At 70.3% G+C, this 12,746-nt stretch carries 11 protein-coding genes; all 11 read right to left on the bottom strand.

What is annotated here, in order from left to right; all coding sequences use genetic code 11:
- Positions 1-80: 80 nt before the first annotated feature.
- The 11 genes from metK to OG861_RS25685 all read right to left on the bottom strand — a co-directional run bounded on the left by metK (position 81) and on the right by OG861_RS25685 (position 12,744).
- The gene (gene metK / locus OG861_RS25735; protein ID WP_329193638.1) at positions 81-1,289 is read right to left on the bottom strand and encodes a methionine adenosyltransferase; all 1,209 of its coding nucleotides are present in this window, start codon (positions 1,287-1,289) and stop codon (positions 81-83) included.
- A 195-nt stretch (positions 1,290-1,484) separates the two neighbouring features.
- Positions 1,485-2,699 (bottom strand): bifunctional phosphopantothenoylcysteine decarboxylase/phosphopantothenate--cysteine ligase CoaBC, encoded by a 1,215-nt coding sequence (coaBC, locus tag OG861_RS25730; RefSeq protein ID WP_329193639.1) that lies wholly within the window; start codon positions 2,697-2,699, stop codon positions 1,485-1,487.
- 98 nt (positions 2,700-2,797) lie between these two features.
- Positions 2,798-3,070 (bottom strand): DNA-directed RNA polymerase subunit omega, encoded by a 273-nt coding sequence (gene rpoZ, locus OG861_RS25725; RefSeq protein ID WP_030879741.1) that lies wholly within the window; start codon positions 3,068-3,070, stop codon positions 2,798-2,800.
- A 61-nt stretch (positions 3,071-3,131) separates the two neighbouring features.
- Positions 3,132-3,695, bottom strand: a complete 564-nt coding sequence (gmk, locus tag OG861_RS25720) for a guanylate kinase (protein ID WP_329193643.1) — start codon at positions 3,693-3,695, stop codon at positions 3,132-3,134.
- Between the two features lie 61 nt (positions 3,696-3,756).
- A complete protein-coding gene (locus tag OG861_RS25715) occupies positions 3,757-4,080 on the bottom strand; it encodes an integration host factor (RefSeq protein ID WP_030234009.1) in 324 nt (107 codons plus the stop codon).
- A 299-nt stretch (positions 4,081-4,379) separates the two neighbouring features.
- A complete protein-coding gene (gene pyrF / locus OG861_RS25710) occupies positions 4,380-5,216 on the bottom strand; it encodes an orotidine-5'-phosphate decarboxylase (RefSeq protein ID WP_329202044.1) in 837 nt (278 codons plus the stop codon).
- Positions 5,217-5,230: 14 nt separating this feature from the next.
- Positions 5,231-6,340 carry a quinone-dependent dihydroorotate dehydrogenase gene (locus OG861_RS25705; protein WP_329193648.1) on the bottom strand — a complete coding sequence of 370 codons (1,110 nt, stop codon included), beginning with the start codon at positions 6,338-6,340 and terminating at the stop codon, positions 5,231-5,233.
- Positions 6,341-6,424: 84 nt separating this feature from the next.
- Positions 6,425-9,733 (bottom strand): carbamoyl-phosphate synthase large subunit, encoded by a 3,309-nt coding sequence (gene carB, locus OG861_RS25700; protein WP_329193650.1) that lies wholly within the window; start codon positions 9,731-9,733, stop codon positions 6,425-6,427.
- Positions 9,726-10,883, bottom strand: coding sequence for a glutamine-hydrolyzing carbamoyl-phosphate synthase small subunit (gene carA, locus OG861_RS25695; RefSeq protein WP_329193651.1), 1,158 nt, complete (start codon positions 10,881-10,883; stop codon positions 9,726-9,728). The genes carB and carA overlap by 8 nt, the downstream gene beginning before the upstream one ends.
- Complete coding sequence (locus OG861_RS25690; RefSeq protein WP_329193652.1) at positions 10,880-11,461, bottom strand: PH-like domain-containing protein; 582 nt, start codon at positions 11,459-11,461, stop codon at positions 10,880-10,882. The genes carA and OG861_RS25690 overlap by 4 nt, the downstream gene beginning before the upstream one ends.
- Entirely contained in the window at positions 11,458-12,744 is a 1,287-nt protein-coding gene (locus OG861_RS25685; protein WP_329193654.1) for a dihydroorotase, read from the bottom strand. Before OG861_RS25685 ends, OG861_RS25690 begins: the two co-directional genes overlap by 4 nt.
- Positions 12,745-12,746: the final 2 nt, after the last annotated feature.

Genomic DNA, 12,746 nt, shown 5'->3' with positions numbered 1-12,746 from the left:
TTACCAAATGCCACTGACACCCGGACATGCACGAGGCCCCGGACCTCAGGGTCCGGGGCCTCGCACCAGGGGTCTGTCGCTTACAGACCGGCGGCGGCGCGCAGGGCGTCGACGCGGTCGGTGCGCTCCCAGGTGAAGTCGGGCAGTTCGCGGCCGAAGTGGCCGTAGGCGGCGGTCTGGGCGTAGATGGGCCGCAGCAGGTCCAGGTCGCGGATGATGGCGGCCGGGCGCAGGTCGAAGACCTCGCCGATGGCCTCCTCGATCTTCGAGGTCTCCACCTTCGCGGTGCCGAAGGTCTCCACGAACAGGCCGACGGGCTCGGCCTTGCCGATGGCGTACGCGACCTGCACCTCGCAGCGCGAGGCCAGACCGGCGGCGACCACGTTCTTGGCGACCCAGCGCATCGCGTACGCGGCCGAGCGGTCCACCTTGGACGGGTCCTTGCCGGAGAACGCGCCGCCGCCGTGGCGGGCCATGCCGCCGTACGTGTCGATGATGATCTTGCGGCCGGTCAGGCCCGCGTCACCCATCGGGCCGCCGATCTCGAACCGGCCCGTCGGGTTCACCAGCAGCCGGTAGCCCTCGGTGTCCAGCTTGATCCCGTCCTCGATGAGCTGCGCGAGCACGTGCTCCACGACGAACTCACGGATGTCGGGGGCGAGGAGGGAATCGAGGTCGATGTCGGCGGCGTGCTGCGAGGACACGACCACGGTGTCGAGGCGGACGGCCTTGTCGCCGTCGTACTCGATGGTGACCTGGGTCTTGCCGTCGGGGCGCAGGTACGGGATGGTCCCGTTCTTGCGGACCTCGGACAGCCGGCGGGAGAGCCGGTGCGCGATGTGGATCGGGAGCGGCATCAGCTCGGGGGTCTCGTCGCAGGCGTAGCCGAACATCAGGCCCTGGTCGCCGGCGCCCTGCTTGTCCAGCTCGTCCTCGTCGCCTTCGACACGCTGCTCGTAGGCGGTGTCGACGCCCTGGGCGATGTCGGGGGACTGCGCGCCGATGGACACCGACACGCCGCACGAGGCGCCGTCGAAGCCCTTCTTCGAGGAGTCGTAGCCGATTTCGAGGATCTTGTCGCGGACGAGCTGCGCGATCGGCGCGTACGCCTTCGTCGTCACCTCTCCCGCGATGTGCACGAGACCGGTGGTGATGAGGGTCTCCACGGCCACACGCGAGGTCGGGTCCTCGGTGAGGAGCGCGTCGAGGATCGTGTCGCTGATCTGGTCAGCGATCTTGTCGGGGTGACCCTCGGTCACGGACTCCGAGGTAAACAGGCGACGGGACACAACGCTCCCTGGGGTTGCAGCGGCTGCTGGCTGATCATTTGGCGGAACCTTACCGGGGGCTGCGCCCGGTCGTGTTCCAGGTGCAGTTTATCGGTCGCCACCGTTTGCCGGACCACCCGTCTCGCCTTGTGGGAGCCGTGTGACCTGCGGCACTACATTCTGACGTACGGATTCCCCAGCGGGAAGGCGATCCGCTCAGGCGCGTCGCGGCGCGAGGCGGGGAGCGACCTGGTCCCAAATCGCATCCGCCAGCGCTTCCTTCGGTCCATGGGCCACAGGCGTCTCAGCCCCGTCGGAGGAAAGGATGACCGCCTCGTTCTCCTCGGAACCGAAGGTCTTGGTCTCGCCGACCTCGTTGATGACGAGAAGATCACATCCCTTGCGCCGGAGCTTGGCCCGCCCGTTGGCGAGGACGTCGTCGGTCTCCGCGGCGAAACCCACCACCACCTGGCCCTCCCGGGCGCGTTCGGCGGAGATCTCGGCCAGCACGTCGGGGTTGCGGACGAGCGCCACCGGCGCGGGGTCCTGCCCGTCCTGCTTCTTGATCTTGCCCCCCGCGTACTGGGCGGGCCGGAAGTCGGCCACGGCGGCTGCCATCACCACGGCGTCGGCGTCGGCGGCCGCCTTGAGCACCGCTTCCCGCAGCTGCAGGGCGGTCCCCACCCGTACGACGTCGGCTCCCGCGGGGTCGGCCAGAGCGGTGTTGGCCGCGACGAGCGTGACCCGGGCGCCGCGCGCCACGGCGGTGCGGGCGAGCGCGTAGCCCTGCTTGCCCGAGGAGCGGTTGCCGAGGAAGCGGACCGGGTCCAGCGGTTCCCGGGTGCCCCCGGCGCTGATCACCACGTGGCGCCCGGCCAGGTCCGGCTCTGCGGCGCCCCGGGCGAGGACCCTGCGGCACACCTCGAAGATCTCGTCGGGGTCGGGCAGCCGTCCCTTGCCGGTGTCCTTGCCGGTGAGCCGGCCGACGGCGGGCTCGATGACGACGGCGCCGCGCCGGCGCAGGGTGGCCACGTTCTCCTGGGTGGCGGGGTGCTCCCACATCTCGGTGTGCATCGCGGGTGCGAAGACCACGGGACAGCGTGCGGTGAGCAGCGTGTTGGTGAGCAGGTCGTCGGCCAGCCCGTGGGCGGCCTTGGCCAGCATGTCGGCGGTGGCCGGGGCGACGACGACCAGGTCGGCGGACTGTCCGATGCGCACGTGCGGGACGTCGTGGACGCTCTCCCAGACCTCGGTGGAGGCCGGGTTGCCTGACAGCGCGGCCCAGGTGGCCTCCCCGACGAAGTTCAGCGACGCGGCCGTCGGCACGACCCGTACGTCGTGGCCGGACTCGGTCAGCCGGCGCAGCAGCTCGCACGCCTTGTAGGCGGCGATCCCGCCGCTGACACCCAGCACGACCTTCGGCTTACCCACCACGCACTCCCCTTCGAGGAACCTTCTCTGCACCTATGACACACCACAGGCCCGGCAGATGTTCTGCCGGGCCTGTGGTGAAAGGAATTCCTGGTGCCTTACTGGGCCGGGGCCTCGATGGCCTCGGAGGTCAGCAGACCCGCGTTGATCTCGCGCAGCGCGATCGAAAGCGGCTTCTCGTGGACGTGGGTGTCCACCAGCGGGCCGACGTACTCGAGCAGGCCCTCACCGAGCTGCGAGTAGTACGCGTTGATCTGACGCGCGCGCTTGGCCGCGTAGATCACGAGGCTGTACTTCGAGTCCGTGGCCTCGAGCAGCTCGTCGATCGGCGGGTTGATGATGCCCTCGGGCGCAGTCATGGAAGAGGACACGCTCTACCTTCCGAAGATGGGTGAAAGATCTTGCGTCATCCGGACAAATACCGGACAACGATCAGACAACGTCCATCAAGGCTAGCAGCTCGCGCGCCACGTCCTCGACGGAGGTGTTGACCAGGGTGGTGTCGAACTCGGGCTCGGCAGCAAGTTCGATCTTGGCGGCTGCCAGGCGGCGCTCGATGACCTCGGCCGACTCGGTACCGCGGCCGGTGAGGCGGCGGACCAGCTCGTCCCAGCTCGGCGGCGCCAGGAAGACCAGCTGGGCCTCCGGCATCGACTGGCGCACCAGTCGGGCGCCCTGGAGGTCGATCTCCAGCAGGACCGGCTCGCCGTTCTCCAGGCGCTCCAGTACCGCGCCGCGCGGAGTGCCGTAGCGGTTGCCCGCGAACTCGGCCCACTCCAGCAGCTCGCCGTTGGCGATCAGCTTGTCGAACTCGTCGTCGCCGACGAAGAAGTAGTGGACACCGTGTCGCTCACCGGGCCGCGGCTTGCGGGTGGTGGCCGACACCGAGAGCCATACCTCGGGGTGGACCTTGCGCATATGCGCGACGACCGTGCTCTTGCCGACCCCTGAGGGGCCGGAGAGCACGGTCAGCCGCGGACGAACCTCTGCTGCCATAGAGCGATTATCCAGGTTCCAGGGACTGCCTGAGAACGCCGGGAGAACTTCGGGCGACGCCTCAGGCGCCGCTACCGCCGAACTCACGCTCCAGAGAGGCGATCTGGTTGGAGCCGAGACCTCGCACACGCCGGGATTCGGAGATGCCGAGGCGCTCCATGATCTGCTTGGCGCGGACCTTGCCCACGCCGGGCAGCGACTCAAGGAGGGCGGAGACCTTCATCTTGCCGATGACGTCGTTCTCCTGTCCCGTCTTGATGACGTCGTGGAGTGAGGCGCCGGAATGCTTGAGTCGATTCTTCACCTCGGCCCGCTCCCGGCGAGCCGCGGCGGCCTTTTCGAGCGCTGCTGCGCGCTGTTCAGGGGTAAGGGGCGGAAGAGCCACGCCTACGTCACCTCGGATGTCGAACTGTCGGATACGGACCGGCGCGGAGCCAGGAGGCACCACACCAGGCGAGCTCCCGAACGGCGGTGATACTCGTCCGCTGTTCGTTGACTCTGCTCGGAGACTAGCGGCCTGGGCCGCTCCAGTCAGCGAGAACGGACGAAAAGTCCTGGTCAGCCTCCGTTGAAACGTACATCACGGACAAATTACCCCGGTTTTGTCCGGTCGAGGGCGCTCGGTTTTCGTCAAGCAGTGCGACGGACACCCCCTGCGGAGCCCGTCGCAGCTCACCGCACCGGTCAGGCGGAGGGGACCGCCGCGCGGATCTCGGCCGCGAAGCCGGCCGCCGCGGCCCGCAGGGCTGCGACGTCCGGACCGTGACCCAGGACGCCCCGGGAGACGTTCGGGACGACGTTGCCGACGGCCGCACCGAAGACCTGCGGCAGATCGGCGGCCGTGGCACCCTGCGCGCCGATGCCGGGCGCCAGGAGCGGGCCGTTGATGTCCAGGTCGAAGGAGGAGAGGTCGCCGAGCGTCGCGCCGACGACGGCCCCGAAGGAGCCCATCGGCTCGGCCCCCTCGTTCTCCGCCGCCAGGTGGGCCAGCATCGTCGCGCCGATCGAGCGGCCGTCGGAGCGCACGGCCCGCTGGACCTCGGCCCCCTCGGGGTTGGAGGTGAGGGCCAGGACGAAGAGGCCGGCGCCCGAGCGGCGCGCCAGGTCCACCGCCGGGGCGAGCGAGCCGTAGCCGAGGTACGGGGAGACGGTCAGGGCGTCGGAGAACAGCGGCGAGTCCGGGGAGAGGAACGTCTCGGCGTAGGCGGCCATCGTGGAGCCGATGTCCCCGCGCTTGGCGTCCATCACGACCAGCGTCCCGGCCGCGCGGGCGTCGGCCACGGTGCGCTCCAGCACCGCGATGCCCCGCGAGCCGAACCGCTCGAAGAAGGCGGCCTGCGGCTTGAAGACGGCGACCGAGTCCGCGAGGGCCTCGACGACCGTGCGGGAGAAGGTCTCCAGCCCGGCGACGTCGTCGTTCAGACCCCACGACGCGAGCAGGGCGGCGTGCGGGTCGATCCCGACGCACAGCGGACCGCGGGAGTCCATCGCCGCCCTCAGACGGGCGCCGAAGGGGGTCACAGGGGTCGCAGAGGTCACTGGGAGGCCTTCCGGGTCTCGGCGCCCACCGCGTCGGCGAGCGTCTCGTACGGGCTGTCGGCCAGGCGCACGGCCAGGCCCTTGTGGATCGCGCGGGCGTAGCCGGGGCCCTCGTAGATGAAGGCGCTGTAGCCCTGGATGAGCGTGGCGCCCGCCAGGATGCGCTGCCAGGCGTCCTCCGCGTTCTCGATGCCGCCGACCCCGACCAGGACCAGCCGGTCCCCCACACGGGCGTACAGGCGGCGCAGCACCTCCAGGGAGCGCGCCTTGACGGGGGCGCCGGACAGTCCGCCGGTCTCCTTGACCAGGGCGGGCTCGGACCGCAGGCCCAGGCCCTCGCGGGCGATGGTGGTGTTCGTCGCGATGATGCCGTCCAGGCCGAGCTCCAGGGCGAGGTCGGCGACGGCGTCGACGTCCTCGTCGGCGAGGTCGGGGGCGATCTTGACCAGCAGCGGGACCCGGCGGTCGGTCACCACCCGGTCGGCGGCCTCCCGTACGGCGCTCAGCAGCGGGCGCAGGGACTCGGTGGCCTGGAGGTTGCGCAGGCCCGGGGTGTTCGGCGAGGAGACGTTGACGACGAGGTAGTCGGCGTGGCGGGCCAGGCGCTCGGTGGAGGCGACGTAGTCGGCCACCGCCTCCTCCTCCGGCACGACCTTCGTCTTGCCGAGGTTGACGCCCACGACCGTCTTGAAGACCGCCTTGCGGGCCGCCAGGCGCTGGGCGACGGCCGCCGAGCCCTCGTTGTTGAAGCCCATCCGGTTGATCAGCGCCCGGTCGGGGACGAGGCGGAACAGCCGCTTCTTCGGGTTGCCCGGCTGTGGCCGGGCCGTGACCGTGCCGATCTCGACGTGGTCGAAGCCGAGCATCGACATGCCGTCGATGGCGACGGCGTTCTTGTCGAAGCCGGCCGCGAGCCCGAAGGGGCCGTGCATGCGCAGGCCCAGCGCCTCGGTGCGCAGCGCCTCGTACCGGGGGGCGAGGACGGCCGCGACGAAGACGCGCAGGCCCGGGGTGCGGGCCGCGAGGCGGATCCAGCGGAAGGCCGTGTAGTGGGCCTGCTCCGGGTCCATCCGCTTGAAGACGAGGTTGAAGAAGAGTTTGTACATCGGCGTGGGGATCCTTGTGCGCTCATGAAGAGGGGGACACCCGTCGCTGTCGCGAATCCGGTGTCCCCCTCCTCGTACGGGCTGCTAGTCGCGGGCCGCGGTCAGGTGCTCGGCGTGCTCCTGGAGGGAGCGGACGCCCACGTCGCCGCGGTTGAGCGCGTCGATGCCCTGGACGGCGGCGGCGAGCGCCTGGACCGTCGTCAGGCACGGGACGCTGCGCGCCACCGCCGCGGTACGGATCTCGTAACCGTCGAGGCGGCCACCCGTGCCGTAGGGGGTGTTGACGATCAGGTCGACCTGGCCGTCGTGGATCAGCTGGACGATCGTCTTCTCGCCGCCCGGGCCCTCGCCCTCGCTGAGCTTGCGCACGATGGTGGCGTTGATGCCGTTGCGGCGCAGCACCTCCGCGGTGCCGGAGGTCGCCATGAGCTCGAAGCCGTGGGCGACCAGCTCGCGCGCCGGGAAGATCATCGAGCGCTTGTCGCGGTTGGCGACGGAGATGAACGCCCGGCCCTTGGTGGGCAGCGGGCCGTAGGCGCCGGCCTGCGACTTGGCGTAGGCGGTGCCGAAGACGGTGTCGATGCCCATGACCTCGCCGGTGGAGCGCATCTCCGGGCCGAGGACGGTGTCGACGCCGCGGCCGTGGATGTCGCGGAAGCGCGACCACGGCATGACGGCCTCCTTGACGGAGATCGGCGCGTCCAGCGGCAGGGTGCCGCCGTCGCCGGTCTTCGGGAGCATGCCCTCGGCGCGCAGCTCGGCGATGGTGGTGCCGAGCGAGATGCGGGCGGCGGCCTTCGCGAGCGGGACCGCGGTCGCCTTCGAGGTGAAGGGGACGGTGCGGGACGCGCGGGGGTTGGCCTCCAGGACGTAGAGGATGTCACCCGCCATCGCGAACTGGATGTTGATCAGGCCGCGGACGCCGACGCCCTTGGCGATGGCCTCGGTGGAGGCGCGCAGGCGCTTGATGTCGTAGCCGCCGAGGGTGATCGGGGGCAGGGCGCAGGCCGAGTCGCCGGAGTGGATGCCGGCTTCCTCGATGTGCTCCATGACGCCGCCGAGGTAGAGCTCGGTGCCGTCGTAGAGGGCGTCGACGTCGATCTCGATGGCGTCGTCGAGGAACCGGTCGACCAGGACGGGGCGGGTCGGGGAGATCTCGGTGGACTCGGCGATGTACGACTCCAGCCGGGTCTCGTCGTAGACGATCTCCATGCCGCGGCCGCCGAGCACGTACGACGGGCGGACGAGGACGGGATAGCCGATCTCGTCGGCGATCGCCTTGGCACCCGCGAAGGTGGTGGCGGTGCCGTGCTTGGGCGCCGGCAGGCCGGCCTCGGCGAGGACCCGGCCGAAGGCGCCGCGGTCCTCGGCGGCGTGGATCGCCTCCGGGGAGGTGCCGACGACGGGGACGCCGTTGTCCTTGAGCGCCTGGGCGAGACCGAGGGGGGTCTGGCCGCCGAGCTGGACGACGACGCCGGCGATCGGGCCGGCCAGCGACTCGGCGTGGACGATCTCCAGCACGTCTTCGAGCGTCAGCGGCTCGAAGTACAGGCGGTCGGAGGTGTCGTAGTCCGTGGAGACGGTCTCCGGGTTGCAGTTGACCATCACGGTCTCGTAGCCGGCGTCGCTGAGGGCGAAGGAGGCGTGGACGCAGGAGTAGTCGAACTCGATGCCCTGGCCGATGCGGTTCGGGCCGGAGCCCAGGATGATGACCGCGGGCTTGGTGCGGGGCGCGACCTCGGACTCCTCGTCGTAGGAGGAGTAGAAGTACGGGGTCTTCGCGGCGAACTCGGCGGCGCAGGTGTCGACCGTCTTGTAGACCGGGCGGACGCCGAGGGCATGGCGGACCTCGCGCACGACGTCCTCGCGCAGGCCGCGGATCTCGGCGATCTGGGCGTCGGAGAAGCCGTGCCGCTTGGCCTCGGCGAGCAGCTCGGGGTGGAGCTTCTCGGCGGCGGCCAGGTCGTCGGCGATCTCCTTGATGAGGAAGAGCTGGTCGACGAACCAGGGGTCGATCTTCGTGGACTCGAAGACCTCTTCCTGGGTGGCGCCAGCGCGGATGGCCTGCATGACGGTGTTGATGCGGCCGTCGGTCGGGCGGACGGCGGTGGCGAGCAGCTCGGCCTTGTCGCCGGGCTCGCCGACGAAGGTGAACTGCGAGCCCTTCTTCTCCAGGGAGCGCAGGGCCTTCTGCAGCGCCTCGGTGAAGTTGCGGCCGATGGCCATGGCCTCGCCCACCGACTTCATGGTGGTGGTGAGGGTGGCGTCGGCGGCCGGGAACTTCTCGAAGGCGAAGCGCGGGGCCTTGACGACGACGTAGTCGAGGGACGGCTCGAAGGAGGCCGGCGTCTTCTCGGTGATGTCGTTGGGGACCTCGTCGAGCGTGTAGCCGATCGCCAGCTTGGCGGCGATCTTGGCGATCGGGAAGCCGGTGGCCTTCGAGGCGAGCGCGGACGAGCGGGAGACGCGCGGGTTCATCTCGATCACGATGACGCGGCCGTCGACCGGGTCGATCGCGAACTGGATGTTGCAGCCGCCGGTGTCGACGCCGACCTCGCGGATGATCGCGATGCCGATGTCGCGCAGGCGCTGGTACTCGCGGTCGGTCAGCGTCATCGCCGGGGCGACGGTGATGGAGTCGCCGGTGTGCACGCCCATCGGGTCGAAGTTCTCGATGGAGCAGACGACGACCACGTTGTCCTTGGTGTCGCGCATGAGCTCCAGCTCGTACTCCTTCCAGCCGAGGATGGACTCCTCCAGGAGCACCTCGGTGGTCGGGGAGAGCGTCAGGCCCTGGCCGGCGATGCGGCGCAGTTCTTCCTCGTCGTGGGCGAAGCCGGAGCCGGCGCCGCCCATGGTGAAGGAGGGACGGACGACGACGGGGTAGCCGCCGAGCGTCTCGACGCCCTTGATGACGTCGTCCATCGAGTGGCAGATGACCGAGCGGGCGGACTCGCCGTAGCCGATCTTGGCCTTGACGGCCTCGACGACGCCCTTGAAGAGGTCGCGGTCCTCGCCCTTGTTGATGGCCTCGACGTTCGCGCCGATCAGCTCGACGCCGTACTTCTCCAGCACCCCCTGCTCGTGCATGGAGATGGCGGTGTTCAGCGCGGTCTGGCCACCGAGGGTGGGCAGGAGCGCGTCGGGGCGCTCCTTGGCGATGATCTTCTCGACGAACTCGGGGGTGATCGGCTCGACGTACGTGGCGTCGGCGATCTCCGGGTCGGTCATGATCGTCGCCGGGTTGGAGTTCACCAGGATGACCCGCAGGCCCTCGGCCTTGAGGATGCGGCAGGCCTGGGTGCCGGAGTAGTCGAACTCGGCGGCCTGTCCGATGACGATCGGGCCGGAGCCGATGACCAGGACGGACTGGATATCGGTGCGCTTAGGCACGCTCGGCCTCCATCTGGGTGGTGCTCATCAAAGACGTGAAGCGGTCGAAGAGGTACGCGGCGTCGTGCGGGCCCGCGGCCGCCTCGGGGTGGTACTGGACGGAGAAGGCCGGCTGGTCGAGCAGCTGGAGGCCCTCCACGACGTTGTCGTTGAGGCAGACGTGCGAGACCTCGGCGCGGCCGAAGGGGGTCTCGGACACCTTGTCGAGGGGCGCGTCCACGGCGAAGCCGTGGTTGTGCGCGGTGACCTCCACCTTGCCCGTGGTGCGGTCCTGCACCGGCTGGTTGATGCCGCGGTGGCCGTACTTGAGCTTGTACGTGCCGAAGCCCAGCGCGCGGCCGAGGATCTGGTTGCCGAAGCAGATGCCGAAGAGCGGGGTCTTGCGCTCCAGGACGCCCTGCATCACCGAGACCGCGTGGTCGGCGGTGGCCGGGTCGCCGGGGCCGTTGGAGAAGAACACCCCGTCCGGGGAGACGGCGTAGATGTCCTCGACGGTGGCGGTGGCGGGCAGCACGTGCACCTCGATGCCGCGCTCGGCCATCCGGTGGGGGGTCATGCCCTTGATGCCGAGGTCCACGGCGGCCACGGTGAACTTCTTCTCACCGATGGCGGGGACGACGTAGGTCTCCTTGGTGGCGACCTCCGCGGAGAGGTTCGCGCCCTTCATCTGGGGGGCGTCCTGGACCTTCGCCAGCAGCACGGCGTCGTCCATCACCGCCTCGCCGGAGAAGATGCCGACGCGCATGGCGCCGCGCTCGCGCAGATGGCGGGTCAGCGCCCGGGTGTCGATGCCGCAGATCCCGACGACGCCCTGGGCGGTCAGCTCCTCGTCCAGGGAACGCTGCGAGCGCCAGTTGGAGGGCTTGCGGGCGGGGTCGCGCACCACGTAGCCCGACACCCAGATCCGGGAGGATTCGGGGTCCTCGTCGTTGACACCCGTGTTGCCGACGTGCGGGGCGGTCATCACGACGACCTGGCGGTGGTAGGACGGGTCGGTCAGGGTCTCCTGGTAGCCGGTCATGCCGGTGGAGAACACGGCCTCGCCGAAGGTCTCCCCCACAGCGCCGTAGGCGCGGCCGCGGAAGATCCGGCCGTCCTCCAGGACGAGTACGGCGGGAGCTTTGGCTGCTCCCCTGGTGGAGGTCGTCATCGTTCGGCGCCTTCCGTCGTGATGGTTGGGTTCATGAGGTTGAGGGCTTCGACCCAGGCGGCGTGTTCGGCCGCCCGGTCGGAGCGGAATCCGGAGTCGATCAGCTTGTCGCCGTGCGCCCAGGTGACGACGAGCAGACCGCCCTCGGTGAGTACCTTGCCCGCGATTCCCTTGTCGAGGCGGGCGCCGCGCAGCTGCGCGGCCGGTACGAAGAAGTCGGTGGCCCCCGGACGGACCACGTCGAGGCCCGCGTCGGTGAGCGTGAGCTCGACCCGGCTGCGCACCCCCAGGCCGTGGGCGACGATCCGGTCGAGCCACTGTCCGGCGGTGGTGGACCCGTGGTACCGGCCGGTCAGGGCGAGCCGGTGGGCGGGCAGACCGTCCGGGGCGGCGGGCAGCTCCGGCAGATCGCCCTGCAGGGTGCCGCGCCATTTCCAGCCCTGCCGCATCAGCCAGTAGACGAACGCGACGAAGACGAGCAGACCGATCACCCACGCGATGCGGGCGCCCCAGTCCGTCACCTCCGCCGAGTGTCGTTCTGCGGCCTCGGCGGCCAGTTGGATTACTGCAGGTGTCACGCCAGCGTCCCGTCCACGACCGTTGCCCGGCCCCGCAGGAAGGTGTGAGTGACGCGCCCCGGCAGCTCACGGCCCTCGTAAGGCGTGTTGCGGCTGCGGGAGGCGAAGTGTGCGGGGTCCACGACACCACGGTACGAGGTATCGACCAAGGTCAGGTTCGCGGGTTCACCTGCCGAGACGGGCCGGCCGTGGTTCTCCAGGCCGCCGATGCGCGCCGGGGCGAAGGACATGCGCTGGGCGACGCCCGCCCAGTCGAGCAGCCCGGTCTCCACCATCGTCTGCTGGACGACGGACAGCGCGGTCTCCAGGCCCACCATGCCCATGGCGGCGGCGGCCCACTCGCAGTCCTTGTCCTCGTGCGGGTGCGGGGCGTGGTCGGTGGCGACGATGTCGATCGTGCCGTCGGCGAGCGCCTCGCGCAGGGCCATCACGTCGCGCTCGGTGCGCAGCGGCGGGTTGACCTTGTACACCGCGTTGTACGAGCGCACCAGCTCGTCGGTGAGGAGCAGGTGGTGCGGGGTGACCTCGGCGGTGACGTCGATGCCGCGGGACTTGGCCCAGCGGACGATCTCGACGGAGCCGGCGGTGGAGAGGTGGCAGATGTGCACGCGGGAGCCAACGTGCTCGGCGAGGAGCACGTCGCGGGCGATGATCGACTCTTCGGCGACGGCGGGCCAGCCGCCCAGACCCAGCTCGGCGGAGACGACGCCCTCGTTCATCTGGGCGCCTTCGGTGAGGCGGGGCTCCTGGGCGTGCTGGGCGACGACGCCGCCGAAGGCCTTCACGTACTCCAGGGCCCGGCGCATGATCACCGCGTCGTCCACGCACTTGCCGTCGTCGGAGAAGACGGTGACACGGGCCGCGGAGTCGTGCATGGCGCCGAGCTCCGCGAGCTGCTTGCCCTCCAGGCCGACGGTGACGGCGCCGATGGGCTGCACGTCGCAGTAGCCGGACTCCTTGCCCAGGCGCCAGACCTGCTCCACCACGCCGGCGGTGTCGGCGACCGGGAAGGTGTTCGCCATGGCGAAGACGGCCGTGTAGCCGCCGGAGGCGGCGGCCCGGGTGCCGGTCAGCACGGTCTCGGAGTCCTCGCGGCCGGGCTCGCGCAGGTGGGTGTGCAGGTCGACGAGGCCCGGGAGGAGGACCTGGCCGGCCGCCTCGATGACCTGGGCGCCCTCTGCGGACAGCTCCTGGCCGACCTCGGCGATGGTCTCGCCGTCGATCAGGACGTCCTGCGCCTCGCCACCGAGTACCTTCGCGCCACGGATCAGGATCTTGCTCATGG

It is taken from the genome of Streptomyces sp. NBC_00539 (assembly GCF_036346105.1).
Classification (GTDB): Bacteria; Actinomycetota; Actinomycetes; order Streptomycetales; family Streptomycetaceae; genus Streptomyces.
This window is presented reverse-complemented; position numbering and strand designations above follow the sequence as displayed.

What these genes read in the sequence shown, in the direction of transcription:
- carA (WP_329193651.1), bottom strand. Translation starts at nt 10,883, where the DNA reads ATGACGACCTCCACCAGGGGAGCAGCCAAAGCTCCCGCCGTACTCGTC.
- OG861_RS25705 (WP_329193648.1), bottom strand. Translation starts at nt 6,340, where the DNA reads ATGTACAAACTCTTCTTCAACCTCGTCTTCAAGCGGATGGACCCGGAG.
- OG861_RS25685 (WP_329193654.1), bottom strand. Translation starts at nt 12,744, where the DNA reads ATGAGCAAGATCCTGATCCGTGGCGCGAAGGTACTCGGTGGCGAGGCG.
- gmk (WP_329193643.1), bottom strand. Translation starts at nt 3,695, where the DNA reads ATGGCAGCAGAGGTTCGTCCGCGGCTGACCGTGCTCTCCGGCCCCTCA.